Annotated in this window: 18 protein-coding genes; 17 read left to right on the plus strand and 1 reads right to left on the minus strand. The window is 61.2% G+C overall.

Annotated features, from left to right (window positions below):
* Positions 1-16 precede the first annotated feature (16 nt).
* From QNH97_RS10620 to QNH97_RS10655, 8 genes are all read left to right on the plus strand, one after another.
* Positions 17-1,393 carry an amidase gene (locus QNH97_RS10620; protein ID WP_283557460.1) on the plus strand — a complete coding sequence of 459 codons (1,377 nt, stop codon included), beginning with the start codon at positions 17-19 and terminating at the stop codon, positions 1,391-1,393.
* 41 nt (positions 1,394-1,434) lie between these two features.
* A complete protein-coding gene (locus QNH97_RS10625; protein ID WP_283556756.1) occupies positions 1,435-2,316 on the plus strand; it encodes a polysaccharide deacetylase family protein in 882 nt (293 codons plus the stop codon).
* Between the two features lie 27 nt (positions 2,317-2,343).
* Entirely contained in the window at positions 2,344-3,684 is a 1,341-nt protein-coding gene (locus QNH97_RS10630) for an MFS transporter (protein WP_283556757.1), read from the plus strand.
* 10 nt (positions 3,685-3,694) lie between these two features.
* A complete protein-coding gene (locus tag QNH97_RS10635; protein WP_283556758.1) occupies positions 3,695-4,456 on the plus strand; it encodes an SDR family NAD(P)-dependent oxidoreductase in 762 nt (253 codons plus the stop codon).
* A 61-nt stretch (positions 4,457-4,517) separates the two neighbouring features.
* Positions 4,518-5,267 (plus strand): SDR family NAD(P)-dependent oxidoreductase, encoded by a 750-nt coding sequence (locus tag QNH97_RS10640; protein ID WP_283557461.1) that lies wholly within the window; start codon positions 4,518-4,520, stop codon positions 5,265-5,267.
* Positions 5,268-5,286: 19 nt separating this feature from the next.
* Positions 5,287-5,586 carry a hypothetical protein gene (locus QNH97_RS10645; RefSeq protein ID WP_283556759.1) on the plus strand — a complete coding sequence of 100 codons (300 nt, stop codon included), beginning with the start codon at positions 5,287-5,289 and terminating at the stop codon, positions 5,584-5,586.
* Positions 5,583-6,587 carry a CobW family GTP-binding protein gene (locus QNH97_RS10650; protein WP_283556760.1) on the plus strand — a complete coding sequence of 335 codons (1,005 nt, stop codon included), beginning with the start codon at positions 5,583-5,585 and terminating at the stop codon, positions 6,585-6,587. The genes QNH97_RS10645 and QNH97_RS10650 overlap by 4 nt, the downstream gene beginning before the upstream one ends.
* A complete protein-coding gene (locus QNH97_RS10655) occupies positions 6,584-7,777 on the plus strand; it encodes an ABC transporter substrate-binding protein (RefSeq protein ID WP_283556761.1) in 1,194 nt (397 codons plus the stop codon). The genes QNH97_RS10650 and QNH97_RS10655 overlap by 4 nt, the downstream gene beginning before the upstream one ends.
* Before the next feature lie 2 nt (positions 7,778-7,779).
* On the opposite strand, the gene QNH97_RS10660 is transcribed toward QNH97_RS10655, so the two are convergent.
* Entirely contained in the window at positions 7,780-8,697 is a 918-nt protein-coding gene (locus QNH97_RS10660; RefSeq protein WP_283556762.1) for a LysR substrate-binding domain-containing protein, read from the minus strand.
* Between the two features lie 225 nt (positions 8,698-8,922).
* Between QNH97_RS10660 and QNH97_RS10665 the strand changes: the two genes are divergently transcribed.
* The 9 genes from QNH97_RS10665 to QNH97_RS10705 all read left to right on the plus strand — a co-directional run bounded on the left by QNH97_RS10665 (position 8,923) and on the right by QNH97_RS10705 (position 17,196).
* Entirely contained in the window at positions 8,923-10,002 is a 1,080-nt protein-coding gene (locus QNH97_RS10665) for an ABC transporter substrate-binding protein (protein WP_283556763.1), read from the plus strand.
* Between the two features lie 68 nt (positions 10,003-10,070).
* Positions 10,071-11,144 carry an ABC transporter ATP-binding protein gene (locus QNH97_RS10670; protein ID WP_283556764.1) on the plus strand — a complete coding sequence of 358 codons (1,074 nt, stop codon included), beginning with the start codon at positions 10,071-10,073 and terminating at the stop codon, positions 11,142-11,144.
* Entirely contained in the window at positions 11,131-12,003 is an 873-nt protein-coding gene (locus tag QNH97_RS10675; protein ID WP_283556765.1) for an ABC transporter permease, read from the plus strand. Before QNH97_RS10670 ends, QNH97_RS10675 begins: the two co-directional genes overlap by 14 nt.
* A gap of 6 nt (positions 12,004-12,009) precedes the next feature.
* Positions 12,010-12,807, plus strand: coding sequence for an ABC transporter permease (locus tag QNH97_RS10680; protein ID WP_283556766.1), 798 nt, complete (start codon positions 12,010-12,012; stop codon positions 12,805-12,807).
* On the plus strand, positions 12,804-13,946 hold the full coding sequence (locus tag QNH97_RS10685) for an NAD(P)/FAD-dependent oxidoreductase (protein ID WP_283556767.1): 1,143 nt from the start codon (positions 12,804-12,806) through the stop codon (positions 13,944-13,946). Before QNH97_RS10680 ends, QNH97_RS10685 begins: the two co-directional genes overlap by 4 nt.
* Complete coding sequence (locus tag QNH97_RS10690; protein ID WP_283556768.1) at positions 13,936-14,289, plus strand: (2Fe-2S)-binding protein; 354 nt, start codon at positions 13,936-13,938, stop codon at positions 14,287-14,289. Before QNH97_RS10685 ends, QNH97_RS10690 begins: the two co-directional genes overlap by 11 nt.
* Positions 14,286-15,662, plus strand: a complete 1,377-nt coding sequence (locus QNH97_RS10695) for an FAD/NAD(P)-dependent oxidoreductase (protein WP_283556769.1) — start codon at positions 14,286-14,288, stop codon at positions 15,660-15,662. Before QNH97_RS10690 ends, QNH97_RS10695 begins: the two co-directional genes overlap by 4 nt.
* On the plus strand, positions 15,655-16,833 hold the full coding sequence (locus QNH97_RS10700; protein ID WP_283556770.1) for an NAD(P)/FAD-dependent oxidoreductase: 1,179 nt from the start codon (positions 15,655-15,657) through the stop codon (positions 16,831-16,833). Before QNH97_RS10695 ends, QNH97_RS10700 begins: the two co-directional genes overlap by 8 nt.
* A gap of 12 nt (positions 16,834-16,845) precedes the next feature.
* A complete protein-coding gene (locus QNH97_RS10705; protein WP_502944535.1) occupies positions 16,846-17,196 on the plus strand; it encodes a RidA family protein in 351 nt (116 codons plus the stop codon).
* Positions 17,197-17,211 lie beyond the last annotated feature (15 nt).

A 17,211-nucleotide genomic window follows, 5' to 3' on the forward strand; every position in this document is an offset into this window, starting at 1 on the left:
TTTATAGGTGGATGAAATGGCCTGCTTTAGCCCCTCTGTCCCGTTTGCAGCCGATGCCCTGGCACTGGCGGAGCAATTTGCTTCTGGCAGCAGCGACCCGGTTCGCGCATTGGACGAAGCGTTGGCCAAAGCAGCAGAGGTCGATCATGTGTTCATTTCCCTATGTTCTGTGCGCGCCCGCCGCGAAGCTCTGGCGTCGGCTGCGCGCTGGAAAGCTGGACAGCCGGCAAGCGCGCTGGACGGCGTCCCCATCGTCTGGAAAGACCTGTTTAACATCGCAGGGAGCGTAACGACAGCGGGCGCTGCAATACGCCAAGACTTACCGCCAGCGCTGCTTGACGCCAATACCGTAGGCCAGCTGTCGCGAGCCGGGATGATCAGTGTCGGCAAAACCAACCTCAGCGAATTCGCTTATTCAGGCCTCGGGCTTAACCCTCATTTCGGCACTCCACATAACCCATTCGGGCTCGAACAGCCGCGCATTCCGGGTGGTTCCTCTTCGGGGTCTGCGGTGGCGGTTGCGGCGGGGATCGTGCCAATTGCAATGGGCACGGATACCGCTGGCTCCATCCGAGTTCCAGCAGCGTTCAACGGTTTGGTGGGGTTTCGCAGCAGTTGCCGACGCTACAGCCGCGACGGCGTCTTCCCGCTGGCGCATACCCTCGACAGCGTAGGGCCCCTGACCCGCAGCGTGCGCGATGCCGTGGCCATCGACAACATCCTGCATGGACGTTCGCAGCCGATATCTTTAGCTCCACGCCCGCTGGCCGGTCAGCGGTTTTGGGCCGATGAGGCAGTCATTTTTGATCCGCGTGTCGAATCTGCCGTACGCGACAACCTCTTGCAGTGCCTGAGCATGATGAAAGCTCAAGGCGCGCTGATCGACCTGCGTCCTTCGCCCGCCTTTCAGGCGACGCTTGAGCTCATCGAGCTATCAGGCTGGCTCGGCGCCGCTGAAGCCTTCGCCTTGCACCAGCCTCTCTTGGACAGCGCTGCAGCTGCGCAACTCGACCCCCGCGTGCGGCGTCGTCTGGAGGCGGCACGCTCATTCCCGGCCAGCCAGTTGATCAGGCTCTACAGCGCCCGCGAGCAGCTGCAGCAACAAATCACCGACGAACTCGATGGCGCCTTTTTGATAACCCCAAGCGTTGCCCACGTGGCGCCGCTGTTGGCGCCACTGCAAACCGATGACGAGCTATTCGCGCGCACCAATCTCGCTACGTTGCGCCTGACCATGCCCGGCAGTTTGCTGAATCTACCGGGCGTGTCGCTGCCCAGCGGCTGCGACGAGTCAGGTTTGCCCACCGGCATGTCGATCAGCGCGCCGCCTGGTGAGGACTCACGATTGCTACGCGCTGCGCTGGCGGTAGACACCGCGATGCGACAGCGCTGAAGCACTCACGATTGATCAGATAAACCCGCAGGAGAACGATAATGGCTAAAGAAATTTTGTGCGCCTTTGGTGTCGACGTAGACGCTGTGGCAGGTTGGTTGGGCTCATACGGTGGCGAGGATTCGCCCGACGATATTTCCCGCGGGCTGTTCGCTGGCGAAATCGGCGCACCGCGCCTGCTCAAGTTATTCGAGCGTTATGGGCTGCGCACCACATGGTTTGTGCCCGGCCATTCGATGGAGACCTTTCCCGAACAAATGAAGGCCGTGGCCGATGCCGGTCATGAGATCGGCGTACACGGCTATAGCCACGAAAACCCGATCGCCATGACGCCCGAACAGGAAGAAATCGTCCTCGACAAGTCCATCGAGCTGATCACCCACATGACCGGCAAGCGCCCGACTGGCTACGTTGCGCCATGGTGGGAGTTCAGCAAAGTCACCAACGAGTTGCTGCTCAAAAAAGGCATCAAATACGACCACAGCCTGATGCACAACGACTTCCATCCCTACTACGTACGTGTGGGTGACAGCTGGACCAAGATTGATTACAGCCAGCATCCCGATACCTGGATGAAGCCGCTGGTACGTGGCCAGGAAACCGAGCTCGTGGAGATTCCCGCCAACTGGTACCTCGATGATCTGCCGCCGATGATGTTCATCAAGAAGGCGCCCAACAGCCACGGCTTCGTCAACCCGCGTCATCTGGAAGAAATGTGGCGTGATCAGTTCGACTGGGTGTACCGCGAGCATGAACATGCGGTTTTTACCATGACCATCCACCCCGACGTCTCCGGCCGCCCGCAGGTGCTGCTCATGCTGGAGCGTCTGATCGAGCATATCCAAAGCCATGAAGGCGTGAAATTCGTCACCTTCGACGAAATCGCCGATGACTTCGTTCGCCGCAATCCTCGTAACAGCTGATTGGCCCTTCCTACTGAGGCATGACCCATGTCCATCTATAACAAGCTCGATCTGACCGGCTGGAAACCCCAGCAACTGACTTCCGAACAAGTACGCTATGCCACCTGGATCGCTTTTTTTGCCTGGGTGTTTGCGGTGTACGACTTCATCCTGTTCGGCACATTGTTGCCGGAAATCGGTCGGCACTTTCAGTGGGGTGAGGCGGAACAGGCGGAGATCGCCACCTGGGCCGCTGTCGGTACGGCAGTGGTCGCCCTGGCTATCGGACCATTGGTCGATCGCCTCGGTCGACGCATGGGCATTATCTTCACGGTGACCGGTTCGGCAATCTGCTCGGCACTGACCGCATTGGGCGGCTCATGGGGCAAGTCGCCGTTGATCCTGATCCGTTCGCTAAGTGGCCTGGGCTACGCCGAAGAAACGGTCAACGCCACTTACCTGAGCGAGATCTACGCGGCGTCCGAAGACCCACGCCTGGCCAAGCGTCGCGGCTTTATCTACAGCCTGGTGCAGGGTGGCTGGCCTGTCGGCGCGCTGATTGCTGCGGGGCTGACAGCCGTGCTGTTGCCGATCATTGGCTGGCAGGGGTGTTTCATCTTCGCGGCCATCCCGGCGCTGGTCATCGCCTTCATGGCGCGCAAGCTCAAGGAAAGCCCGCAGTTTCAAATACATCAGCGCATTACCCAGCTGCGCAAGGCCGGCGACGCCGAGCAAGCGAAAGCGGTGGCGATGACCTACGGGGTGGATTACGAAGAGCATCGTACGGCGGGCATAGGCGCTGCGTTTCGTGGCACATCGCGTCGTGCAACGCTGGTGATAGGCGCGGCGATTCTGCTCAACTGGGCGGCGATTCAGGTGTTCAGCGTATTGGGTACCTCGGTGATCGTCAGCGTTCACCACATCTCCTTCGAGAACTCGCTCATTATTCTGGTGTTGTCGAACCTGGTGGGTTACTGCGGTTACCTGGCTCATGGCTGGATGGGTGACAAGATTGGACGTCGCAACGTGATTGGCCTTGGCTGGATGCTCGGCGGTCTGGCATTTGCGGGCATGCTGTTCGGCCCGAGCAACATGCCGATGGTGGTCGGTCTTTACAGCCTTGGGCTGTTCTTCCTGATTGGTCCTTATTCAGCGGCGTTGTTTTTCATCAGTGAGAGCTTCCCCACCAGCATTCGCGCCACCGGCGGCGCCATCATCCATGCCATGGGCCCGATCGGCGCGGTGGTTGCAGGCTTCGGTGCCACCTCAGTATTGAGCGCCGGTGGCGACTGGCAAACCTCGGCCCTGTATTTCGGCGCGCTGCCTTGCTTTCTTTCCGGCGCGCTGATGTTTGCCGCCAGGCACGTGCGCCCAGAAACCGTCCAATAAGGAACTGAACATGACTCGCAAAGTAGCGTTGATAACCGGTGCCGCCAGCGGTATAGGACAAGCGTTGGCAGTCGCTTTCGCCCGCCAGGGCGTGGCAGTGGTCGGTGGGTATTTCCCGGCCGATCCCCATGACCCGGACATCACCGCGCGTCTGATCGCTGACGCTGGCGGCGAAAGCTTGATGGCGGCGCTGGACGTAACCAGTACCGATTCAGTCGACGCATTGGCCGAGCAGGCTGTCAGCCGTTTTAACCGTATCGATTGCGCGGTGGCCAATGCCGGTTTATTGCGCCGCGCGCCCCTGCTCGAGATGACTGATGAGCGCTGGAACGAGATGCTCGATGTCGATCTGACGGGCGTGATGCGCACCTTCCGTGCGGCGTCACGACACATGGGCGAGGGTGGGGCAATGGTGGCCATTTCGTCGATAGCCGGGGGCGTTTATGGTTGGCAGGACCACTCGCATTATGCCGCTGCCAAGGCCGGAGTGCCGGGACTGTGTCGCTCGCTGGCAGTCGAACTGGCGCCACGGGGCATTCGCTGCAACGCCGTGATTCCGGGGCTGATCGAGACGCCACAATCGTTGGACAGCAAGAACTCGCTAGGGCCGCAGGGGCTGGCCCAGGCGGCCAAAGCCATTCCGTTGGGACGCGTCGGCCGGCCCGATGAAGTGGCGTCGCTGGTGCGGTTTTTGTGCAGTGAGGAATCCAGTTATCTCACTGGACAGAGCATCGTCATCGATGGCGGCCTTACCGTGCGTTGGCCTGGGTGATTCGCGTAGTTGGCTCGAAGCGAAAACGCTGCGCACCCGCACTTGGGAATATGAGGAAAGCATCATGCAATTGGACAACAAACGCGCCGTGATCACAGGCGCAGGCAGCGGCATTGGCGCCGCCATCGCTCGCGCTTATGCCGAGCAGGGCGCACGCTTGATCCTGGCGGATCGTGATGCGACCTCACTGGCAAGCACCGCCCATGTCTGCCGCGAGCTCGGCGCTGAGGTTGTTGAAAGCGTGGCCGATGTCGGCTCTGTCGAGGGCGCGCAAGCCAGTGTCGATGCCTGTGTCCACCACTATGGCGGCATCGATATCCTGGTGAACAATGCAGGCATGCTTACCCAGGCGCGCTGTGTCGATCTAACGCTTGCCATGTGGGACGAGATGCTGCGCGTCGACCTCACCAGCGTCTTCATCGCCAGCCAGCGTGCCTTGCCGCATATGCTCGCCCAGCACTGGGGACGTATCATCAACGTCGCCTCGCAGCTGGGCATCAAGGGCGGCGCTGAATTGAGCCATTACGCTGCAGCCAAGGCTGGGGTGATCGGCTTCACCAAGTCCCTGGCGTTGGAAGTCGCCAAGGACAATGTGCTGGTCAATGCCATAGCCCCTGGCCCCATTGAAACGCCGCTAGTGTCTGGCATCAGCAGCGCCTGGAAAATTGCCAAGGCCGCAGAGTTGCCGCTAGGGCGTTTCGGGCTGGCAGAAGAAGTTGCGCCGGTCGCGGTGCTGCTTGCTAGCGAACCCGGTGGGAATCTGTTCGTCGGCCAGACGCTGGGCCCTAATTCCGGCGATGTCATGCCGTGATTCAAAGGAGCAAATGACCATGTGTGGACTCTGTGGCCTGCTTGGCGAAGACGTGCACTGGAGCGACCCGCTAGGCGATGAACTGCCCCGGCGTCGTGAGCGCTTGCGCCGGATTGCCGCGATCAATACGGTCGTCGCGCCTTTTCGCTTGAAAGTCGAGGATTTCCAGGGCGTTTCCTATCTGTTGCTTGGCGCCACAGGCAAGCAGGCGTTGGCCAACGGCCTTGATCAGCTGTGGCAACGGGCGGAGCAGTTGACCGGTCGGGTACTTGACCCTTTGGATGAACGGCTGCTGGATCAATTGGAGCGCCAGCCATGAGTATCGCGCTGAACGTGATCACTGGCTTCCTGGGCAGCGGCAAGACCAACTTGCTCAAGCGTCTGCTCAAGGAGGAAACCTTGGGTGATACGGCACTGCTGATCAACGAGTTTGGCGACGTAGGCATCGACCATCTGCTGATGGAAGAAGTCGCGCCGGACACCCTATTGCTGCCTGGCGGCTGTGTCTGCTGTTCGATCCGGGGCGAATTGCGCGACGCGCTCGCGACCCTGCTGGAACGCCGTGCACGGGGGGAAGTGCCGGCTTTCCGACGGGTAATCCTGGAAACCACCGGTCTGGCCGATCCGGCGCCGATTCTTGCAACCATCAGCAGCGACCCGCACCTGCGCGGCCGGGTTCATATCGGGTTGGTCGTGACCGTGGTCGATGCCAGCCATGCAGCTCTTCAGGAACGCCTGCACCCGGAGTGGATGGCCCAGGTGGCAGCCGCAGACAGGCTAATGATCAGCAAGACCGACCTAGCGGGCGAACCCTCATTGCGAGCGTTGCAGGCGCGTCTGCGCTCGATCAATCCAGCGCCCGTTTATGCCACAACTGACATTCTCTGCGGCGACCAATTGCTGCTCGGCGAAGGGCTGCGCGGTAACGATCCGGCCAAAGAGGTTGCACGCTGGCAACTGCAACGTGTGAGGTCAACACCTGCCCGTCACGCAGAGGCTCAAGTCTGCTGTCTGACGCTACAACGACCGCTCGACTGGGTCACTTTCGGAGTCTGGCTGTCCATGCTGCTAAGATGCCACGGCGAACGAATCCTCCGCGTCAAAGGACTGCTCAACGTGAATACCAGCCAAACCCCCGTCGTCATTCATGGTGTGCAGCACTGCCTGCATGCGCCCGTGCATCTGCCTGCCTGGCCAGGAGATGATCGTACATCAAGGCTGGTGTTCATCGTGCGCGGCTTGGATATCGACCTGCTGCGACGTTCATTCAAGGTGTTCACCGAGCGGCTGTCGCCAGTGCTTCAGGAAGCTTTGACATGACGGTAACACTGCGGGTGCTGGGGACCTCGGTCACGTTGCTGGAATCGCTGCGTGAGCGTGCCGAGCAGGAGCTGGGTATCAAACTCGTCTACCAAGTGCATGATGTGCAAACCGCCCAGCGTATCGCGGTCATGCAGCCCGACAGTTACGACCTCTACGATCAGTGGTTCCACAATGTGGACTTCGTCTGGCCGGCACGCGCCATTCAACCCATCGATACCCGTCGCATCGCCCTGTGGCACGAAATCAACGACCTGCCTAAACGCGGCAGATTGTCTGCCAGCGACAGACTGGTCAGCGGCAGCGTGCCCAGCGAGCGGATGTTCGTGCAGCACGACGGTAGCCTCGGCAGTGCCGTCACTGAGCGTATCAGTATGCTGCCCCTGACCCACAACGCTGACAGTTTCGCCTACCGCCCAGAACGTATGCCTGTTGGCTTCAATTCGACAAACGAGAGCTGGGGCTGGCTGCTTGATCCCGCGTGGTGCGGACGTGTTGCCCTGCAAAGCGACGCCGCAATTGGCGCACTGGATGCCGCATTGGCGGTGCAAGGCGCGGATTTGGCGACGTTCAACGACATAGGCAACCTGAGCATCGAAGAGATCGACATTCTGGCCGACATCCTCGTACGCAAGCAGGAGGAGGGCATGTTCGGTGCATTCTGGTCGGATGACGAAGAAGCCGCCGAGCTGATGTTGCACCCCACTATCGATATTCAAAGCCTGTGGTCGCCTACGCTGGTGCGGTTGCATCGTGCCGGAGTGAAGTATCGCGTCGCGGTGCCTCGCGAAGGGTACCGTGGCTGGTTTGGTGGTCTATCTCTGTCACGCCATGCGAAGGGTATTGTGCTCGATGCCGCGTATGCCTATCTGAACTGGTGGCTTTCCGGCTGGCCCGGGGCGGTGATGGCGCGCCAGGGGTATTACATTGGTAATCCGAGCCGCAGCCGCGATCACCTGAGCGCCGCGGAGTGGGATTATTGGTATGCCGGATTACCCGCGCGCGAACAGCTGATGGGCAGCGACGGCTTGCCTCTGATTGACATTGGCGAAGTGCGCGACGGTGGTTCTTACGAACAACGCATGGGGCACATTGCCGTGTGGAATTCGGTGATGGATGAGCACAACTATCTGGTGCGCCGTTGGGGCGACATTCTACGAGCGGGCGAGAAAGGCTCCCGCAGGCAATGAAATCATGGTTGTGAGCGGGATGTCCTGGCGATCAGATCCACCTCTCGATAATACGCCTTCAACGTATCGACGAACTCCTCGGCCAGTCGCGTCCGTGTGGGTGCGGTCGGCCATATCACATAGGTCGGAAAGAGGATGTCCGGTGTGAATGGCCTGACCACGATGTCGCGATGCAGATAATCCTTGGCGACCAGCGGGTGGGCGAGGGTGATGCCCATGCCGAGCGCGACCATCTCGCAGTTGATCGCGCTGTACTGCGCCTCGACGGCCATGATTCGCTCGACGCCTGCCTGCTCGAACAAACCATCCACCAGTGATCGTGTGCCATCGCCGTGGCAGAGTGAAACGAATGGCTGGCCTTCCAGGTCCTGGAATGTGATCTGCGCCCGTGCCGCCAGTGCGTGTGTGCGAGGCAATACGCACACGGCGGCTTTTTCGGCGAGCAGTTCGATTTGCTCGCTGTTGACGTCGCCGGGATGAACCACGATGCCGATGTCGCAAAACTGCGACTTGACCCATTGCTCCACCGTAGGCGAGGAGTTCACGTGCAGTGACACCGTGAGTTCGGGCCGCGTGGCGGTGAAGTTCTTGATCACTGCAGGAAGCAGGCTCAGGCCTGTCGACGGTACGGCCGCTACCCGCAAACGCCCGGTGCCCAGGTTGCGAATGTTCTTCGCCGAATGCTTGAGGCTGTCGAGGCCGACATAAGCGCGTTCCACTTCATGAAAAAACGCCTGGCCTTCTTGTGTGGGGACCAGCCGCACGCCTGCGCGCTTGAACAGGGTCAGTCCGGTGCTCAGTTCCAACTGCGCGATCAGCCGGCTGACATTGGGCTGCGAGGTATACAGCACCTCGGCTGCCGCGGTCATGGACCCCAGTCGCATGACGCTGCGGAATGCTTCGATTTGCCTGAGATTCATGCTCGCCCTCCATATCAAATATGAATAACTAACCCGGATATTCTGATTTGACCATATGGATGGTGCATCGCAATACTCCAAAACAGCAACCCCATAGCGCACCTGAAGATGCGCCATCGGCGTGAGGTATTCGCCGACAACATGCAGCGCGCTGCATGGCTTCGATTGACGCCGAAGCAACTGACGCATTGTTCGATCTGCCCCCACGCACTTCGGAGATAGTCTGTGAATAGCCATAACTCGACCTCAGCCATTCCGCCGTTTAGTCCCTTGACCCGCATTGCCACTGTTGTCACCGTGACCCTCTTGGGGCTGGGCAGTAGTGGTGCCGTTTTCGCTGAGCCGACGCTGTATGTCGCCGGTGTGGGCGGGTCAACCGAGCAGATGTACAAGACCAAGGTCATTCCGGCCTTCGAGAAGCAGCACAACGTCAAAGTGATCTACGTTGCAGGCAACTCGACGGAAACCCTGGCCAAGTTGCAGGCCCAGAAAGGTCGCCAGCAGATCAACGTGGCGATGATGGACGATGGGCCGATGTACCAGGCGTTGCAAATGGGACTGTGTGCAAAACTCAGCGATGCGCCGGTCTATCAAGACCTCTATCCGCTGGCGCGAATCAGTCCTGAAGCGACCGGGATTGGCGTGGTCGCCACCGGTATCGGTTACAACGAAGAGGCCTTCAAGAAGCGTGGCTGGGCCCCGCCCGATTCCTGGGAAGACCTCACCAATACCCGCTACAAGCAGCTGCTGGGCATGCCGCCCGTGACCAATACCTATGGCTTGCATACGCTGGTGCAGATGGCCCGTTTGCGCGGCGGGGGTGAAAAGAATATCGATCCTGGCTTCAAGGCGCTGAAGGACGAAATCGGCCCCAATGTCCTGGCTTGGGTCTCGGCGCCAGGTGAAATGGACGGCATGATGCAGAACGGCGACGTGGTCATGGCCGTGTATGGCAGCGGCCGTGCGGTGGCGTTGCAGAGCACCGGCTTTCCACTCAAGTTCATCTACCCCAAGGAGGGCGGCATCGCCCTGCAGGTCGCCGCCTGTGGCATCACGCCCAATGCTCAGCCTGAGCTGTCGCAGCAATTCATCCAATATGTGCTGTCACCGCAAGTGCAGGAAATCCAGGCACGGGAAAACGGTTTCGCGCCGGTCAACAAAACCGTCAGCCTTGAGCCGGATGTCGCCGCGCGTATGCCCTATGGCCCGGAGAAGGTCAATGCGCTGATCAAAGTCGATTGGGAGACGATCAACCAGCAGCGCAGCGAATGGACGACGCGCTGGAATCGTACAGTCGAACGCTAGCCATCCATTGGCTCCGATCCTTCCCGAAACCCTTCTGGAGGCGCAGGCCCAGCCTGCGTGGCAAGCCAATGGCATTTCTAACGCTTGAAGGCCTCGTCAAGACTTATGGCAGTTTCAAAGCCATTGACGGCTTGGACCTGGAGGTGCGGCACGGTGAGTTCATCGCCTTGCTCGGACCCTCCGGGTGCGGCAAGACCACCACGCTGCAATCCATCGCCGGCTTCGTTCAACCTACCCAGGGGCGCATCGTTCTGGATGGCCGCGACATTACCCATGTACGGCCCGAGCAGCGCGGGCTGGGGATTGTCTTCCAGAGTTACGCGCTATTTCCGCACATGAGTGTCGCCCAGAACATCAGTTTCGGCCTGGAAATGCGTGGCGTACCCAAGGCCGAACGCCGCCAGCGCGTCGACGAGGCACTGGCGCTGGTGCGCCTCGACGGTTTGGGCGAGCGTTATCCCAAGGCGTTGTCTGGCGGTCAACGACAGCGGGTTGCCATTGCCCGGGCCCTGGCCATTCGCCCGAACCTGCTGTTGCTCGACGAACCCATGTCCAACCTCGACGCCAAGCTGCGCGAAGAGATGCACATTGAATTGCGGGCGATTCAGCGTGACCTGGGCATCACCACCATCCTGGTGACCCATGATCAGGTCGAAGCCATGACCATGAGCGACCGTATTGCCGTGATGCAAAAAGGTCGGATCGTGCAGATCGATACACCGTACGAAGCCTACGAACGCCCGCATTCACCTTTCGCCTCGGCGTTCCTGGGCAAGACCAATGCTTTCGCTGGCGCCGTGCAGGCCCGCAACGAACGGTGTTGCAACGTGCAGGTCAAGGACACGCTGCTGCATGTCCCCCATGAAGACCGGGCGCTGGGCAATGAAGTCAATGTCTACATCCGCCCGGAAAAGATTCGCCTGACGGAGGCGGGCAGGGGCCGTTTGAACGGGCGCATCCGCTTGCGCGTATTCCTTGGCAATCTGTGGTTGATCGCGGTGGAAACCCACTTGGGCATGGTGCACATGACCCAGCCGAACCTGGGCACTCCGCCGCCCGATGAAGGCCATGAAATCGGCCTGGACTGGTCCGACGACGACCTGCGCCTGTTGGATCGGGAGGCTGCCCATGGCCAGGTATGATGCCGAACACGTCGGTGCCGCGCCCTGGTTGCTCAGCGGCCCGGCGTTGCTGGTGTTCATCGCGTTGCTGCTGGTGCCCCTGCTGCTGACAGCGGTGCTCTCGCTCAACCTGTTCAGCGACACTGAGGGCGTATTGCCGGTCTACAGCTTCGGCAATTACCTGGAGGTGTTCAAGGACGGTTACTTCCACGACATCTTCCTGCGCACGGGCGGCCTGGCGCTGGCCGTGACGGTCCTTTGCGTACTGTTGGGCGTACCGGAAACCATCATCATTGCGCGAATGGCGCCGCGCTGGCGCTCATTGTTCCTGCTGGTGGTGTTGGGGCCGCTGCTGATTTCGGTGGTGGTACGCACGCTCGGCTGGGCGATCCTGCTGGGCAACAATGGACTGATCAATGATGCCTTGCAGGCGCTGGGCATCACCGACCAACCGGTGAAAATGTTGTTCACCCAACTGGGCGTGATCATCGCGCTGACCCATGTGCTGGTGCCGTTCATGGTGATTGCCGTGTGGGCCACCCTGCAGCGCCTGGACCTGCAGGTGGAGTGGGCCGGATTGTCCCTGGGCGCCTCGCGGCTGACGGTGTTCCGCCGGATCATCCTGCCGCAAATCATGCCCGGCATTCTTTCCGGTTCGATCATTGTCTTCGCCCTGGCGGCATCCGCCTTCGCCACCCCGGCGATCATCGGTGGTCGACGTCTGAAAGTGGTGGCGACAGCGGCCTATGACGAGTTCCTCGGCACCCTCAACTGGCCCCTCGGCGCCGCCATCGCGATGCTCCTGCTGGTCGCCAACCTGATCATCATCCTGGGTTGCAGCAAGTTGGCCGAGCGCCGTTTCAAGCAAGTCTTCGAGTAACCGGCCATGCACAAGAACGGATTTTTCTCGCTGCTGTTTCATCTGTTGTTCATCACGTTCATCGTCGCGCCGTTGGTGGTGGTGATGGCGATCGCCTTTACCGACAAGGGGTACCTGTCGTTGCCCACCGACGGCTTGTCGTTGCGCTGGTTCCGCGCGTTGCTTGAGAACCAGGAAATGCTCGACGCATTCTTCCTGTCGTTGAAGCTGGGCCTGTTTTCGGCCACTGTCGCGACGTTGCTGGCGGTCCCGGCGGCATTGGCGATCAGTCGCTACGAGTTTGCCGGGCGCAGCACGCTGACGGGTTTCCTGCTGTCGCCGCTGATGATTCCCTCCGTGGTGTTGGGCATTGCGTTCCTGCGGTTTTTCTCCATGGCACAGATCGGTGGATCGTTCTGGGCGCTGAGCATTACCCATGTGATTGTGGTGTTGCCCTATGCCTTGCGGCTGACGCTGGCTTCGACCATCGGCCTGGAGCGCGACATCGAACAAGCCGCCTTGTCACTCGGCGCACGGCGCTGGAGCGCTTTTTACCGGGTGGTGCTGCCGCGTATCCGCACGGGTGTAATCGGCGGCTGGATGTTGGCGTTCATCCAGAGCTTCGATGAGCTGACCATGACCGTATTCGTTGCCACGCCAGGCACCACCACCTTGCCGGTGGCCATGTACAACCAGATCTCCCAGACCATTGACCCGTTGATCACTGCGGTTTCCACGGTCCTGATCATTGGAACCCTGGTGTTGATGCTGGTGCTCGACCGCATGGTCGGGCTGGATCGGGTATTGATCGGAGAAAGTAAATGAGCCAGGACAGGCACAATCCCGTGCAGTCGGAAGTGATCGTGATCGGCGGCGGGCTGGTGGGAATGGCGGTGGCCTATGGCTTGGCCCGGGACGGTGTCGATATCCAGGTGCTCGATCAGGGCGATGATGTATTTCGTGCCTCCCGGGGCAATTTCGGCCTGGTCTGGGTCCAGGGCAAGGGCCATGACCTCCCGGATTACTCGCGCTGGACCCGTTCTTCGGCCACTCGCTGGCCGGCGCTTGCCCAGGCGTTGATGGCCGACAGCGGTATCGATGTCCAGCTCAGGCAACCGGGTGGTTTTCATATGTGCTTCAACGACGAAGAACTGTTGGAGCGTCAGTCGCGACTGCAAATCTTGCAGGATGCGCTGGGGGATTATCCGTTCGAAATGCTGGACGCCGCCGAACTGAAAGCGCGCCTGCCGTTGATCGGTCCTGCGGTGGTCGGTGCCAGCTTTACGCCTCAGGATGGTCACGTCAATCCACTGAAATTGCTCCGGGCCCTGCACACCTCGGCGCAGGCCAAGGGCGCGCGATTGCAGGGCGGCGTGCAGGTCGAGCGCATTGATTGCGGCGCCGGCGAGTTTCGTGTGAGAGCCGGCCAACGCTGCTTTGTCGCGCCAAGGATCGTCCTGGCCGCCGGCTTGGGCAACGCCGCGCTGGCGCGGCAGGTGGGCTTGTATGCGCCGGTAGCGCCCAACCGCGGACAAGTGTTGGTCAGTGAGCGGGTCCGGCCTTTTCTCCACTATCCGACGCTCAACGTGCGCCAGACCGATGAAGGCACCGTGCAGCTTGGCGATTCCATGGAGGAGGTGGGCTTTGATGACGGCACCTCCACCGAGGTGTTGGCCGCCATCGCCAAGCGCGGTGTCACGACCTTCCCCTTGTTGCGCGACGTGGGGCTGGTCCGGGCGTGGGGCGCATTGCGGGTGATGAGCCCGGACGGATTGCCCATCTACCAGCAATCAAGCGCCCACCCGGGTGCCTTCGTGGTCACCTGTCACAGCGGCGTGACCTTGGCGGCCGCCCATGCCCTGCGCATCGCGCCGTGGATCATGGGCGGGCTGCCGCCTGATGAGCTGGAGGTGTTTTCCGGCGATCGTTTTCTAACTGACAAGGTGTTTTCCCATGCACACTGATTCGCTGTTCCAACCGATCACCAGTGAGGTCAGGACGACGCGGACGGTGAGCCTGACGTTCAACGATCAACCGCTGAACGTGCCCGCCGGCATGAGTGTCGCCGCCGCCTTGCTGATGTCTGGCATCCATCGCTTTCGCGCCACCCCGGTCAGTGAGTCACCCCGCGCGCCGTACTGCATGATGGGCGTGTGCTTCGAATGCCTGGTAGCGATCGACGGCGTCCCGAACCGCCAAAGCTGCCTGATCGAAGTGGCTGACGGCATGCGTATCCATTCCCAGGAGGGCGCGCGGGACTTGATCTATCAACCGATGAGTGTCCACGTCGTGGAGGTGCAGTCATGAACCTTGAAAGCGTCGAAGTCGTGGTGATTGGCGCGGGGGCGGCGGGCATGGCGGCAGCGACGCGGTTGGCCGGGTTGGGCCTGCAGGTGGTGTTGCTGGATGAACAGGGGAGCCCGGGTGGGCAGATCTATCGGGGCATCAGCCTGGCACCTCTGTCACGGCGGGATTTGCTGGGGCCCGATTATGCCCAGGGCAATGAATGGGTCCAGGCCCTGGCCGCTTCGAGCGTGCGTTATGAAAAAGGTGCATCGGTGTGGCAAGTGACGCGAGAGCGCCAAGTCAGTTATCTGCGTGAAGGCCGCCTGTATACGCTGGACGCCAAGGCCGTGCTGTTGGCCACCGGCGCCATGGAACGGCCGTTTCCGATTGCCGGCTGGACCTTGCCCGGTGTGATGAGCGTCGGCGCTGCGCAGATCCTGTTGAAAAGCTCAGGCCTGGCACCGAGCGAGCCGGTGGTATTGGCCGGCTGCGGCCCGCTGTTGTACCTGCTCGGCTGGCAGTACCTGCGGGCCGGTGTAACGATCAAGGCCCTGGTCGACACCACGCGGCCAGAAGATTACTGGCGCGCCCGTCGCCACCTGTTTGCTGCCTTGCGGGCCTGGCCGTACCTGCGCAAGGGGTTGGAGTTGATGCGCAGCTTGCGTACTGCCGGTATTGCTCACCACAGCGGTGCCGAAGACCTGGCAATCGAAGGCGAGCAGGCGGCGCAAGCCCTGACATTCAGTGTGTCCGGCAAGGCGCAACGCGTCGCCACGCGTTGCGTGCTGCTGCATCAAGGCGTGGTGCCGAACATCCAGTTCAGCCAGGCGTTGCGCGCCCGCCATGAATGGGACCCACAGCAGCTGTGTTTCACCCCGGTCAGCGATCCATGGGGGGAACTGGATGTGCCGGGGGTCTATGTCGCTGGAGACGGTGCGGGCATCGGTGGGGCGCAGGCAGCGGCGTTGCAGGGGCAATTGGCGGCGCTGGGGATTGCCGCGCGGCTCAAGTCGATCGGCCTCTCTGAACGTGACGACGAGGCTCGCCAGTTGCGCCTGAAACTGACAAGCAACCTGCGGATCCGCCCCTTTCTCGATGCGCTGTATCAACCAAAGGAGCAAAATCGTATCCCCGCCGATGAGGTGATGGTCTGCCGCTGTGAGGAAGTGACAGCCGGTGAGCTGCGCGGTTTTGTTGCCCTGGGCTGCGCGGGTCCGAACCAGGCCAAGGCCTTTGGCCGTTGTGGCATGGGACCGTGTCAGGGGCGCATGTGCGGCCTGACGGTGACTGAAGTCATCGCCAATGCCCGTGGCGTGTCGGCGGCCGAAGTCGGGTATTACCGGATTCGACCGCCGATCAAGCCCATCACCCTGGGGGAGTTGGCCGGTGAGTGAAGCGAGCGGGCGCGTGACGGATGTGCTGGTCATTGGCGGCGGCATCCATGGCCTGAGCACTGCATTGTTCCTCGCGCAAGCGGGCGTCAAGGTCACGGTGCTGGAAGCGGAGTATTGCGGTCGCCACGCCTCTGGCGTGAACGCTGGAGGGGTACGCACCCTGGGGCGTCACACAGCGGAAATCCCATTGGCCCTGGCCTCGCGGGATCTTTGGCATGACCTCGAGAGCACCTTGGGCGACGACGGTGGTTTTGTCCCCAGCGGCCAGCTCAAGCTCGCGGAGAACACGGCAGAGCTGCTGGAGTGCCGGCTCCGGGTCGAGCACCTTCAGGCGTTGGGTTTCACCCATGAAGTGCTGATCAATCAGCATCAGGTGTTCGAGAAAGTGCCGAGTATTTCCCGGCACGTGACGGGCGGCATCTGGGTCGAGGGCGATGGGTACGCGGTGCCTTACAAGACCGTCACCGCGTTTCGCCTGGCTGCGCAGAAACACGGTGTACGGATCCACGAAACCACCCCGGCACAGCGGATTGAGCAAACCGGCACTCGATGGAAAGTGCACACACCTGGCGGCTGTTTCAGCGCCGAACATCTGGTGGTGACGGCAGGCGCCTGGGCCGCCGAGCTGGCGGCCCAGGTTGGCGAGCCGGTTCCGGTGCATCCCGAAGGCCTGATGTTAATGGTCACCCATCGGGTCGCGCCTTTCTGTACCCCGGTGTTGGGCGCCACGACAAGGGCCTTGTCGTTCAAGCAGTTTGCCAACGGTACTGTCGTGATTGGTGGCAAGCTGATCGGGTCGCTGGATTTTCTCTCGCGCCATGGCGAAGTCGACATGAGGCGCCTGGGCAGCAGCGCCCGCACGGTCACCGACTTGTTCCCCCATTTGCGAAACCTGGGCGTCAACCGCGTCTGGGCCGGCGTTGAAGCCTTTACCGCTGATGACCTACCGGTGATAGGGGCCAGTCGCAAGGCCAGCAACCTCAGTTACTCATTTGGTTTTTGTGGCAGTGGCTTTCAGATGGGCCCTGGCACCGGTAAACGCCTGGCCCAACTCATTCTGGGCGAGCACTCGGACATCGCCCTGGAACCCTTCGCCATTGATCGTTTCGAGGTCGCCGCCACTGCGACGGCTTCAACTGTCCAACCCACCTCAACCCTGTTGCAACACTAAGGAGTTCACATGCTGGAGATCACCCGGATCGAAACCAATCAACGCATGAGCCGCGTCGTTCAATGCAATGGCTTCACCTTTCTCGGCGGCCAGACGGCCACTGACCGGACCCAGGACATCAAGGGCCAGACCGCCCAGGTGCTGGCAAAAATCGACAACTACCTGGCCCAGGCCGGCCTGGACAAGACTCGCATTCTCAGTGCTCAGGTGTGGCTGTCGGATATCCAGGCTCATTTCGCCGGTATGAACGAGGTGTGGGACGCTTGGGCCCCGGAAGGCCATGCACCGGCGCGCGCCACCGTTGAATCGCGTCTCGCGGCCCCAGACCTGTTGGTGGAAATCACCGTCATCGCCGCAGGCTGATCGCCAGCGGTGCCC

It is taken from the genome of Pseudomonas sp. G2-4 (genome assembly GCF_030064125.1).
Classification (GTDB): domain Bacteria; phylum Pseudomonadota; class Gammaproteobacteria; order Pseudomonadales; family Pseudomonadaceae; genus Aquipseudomonas.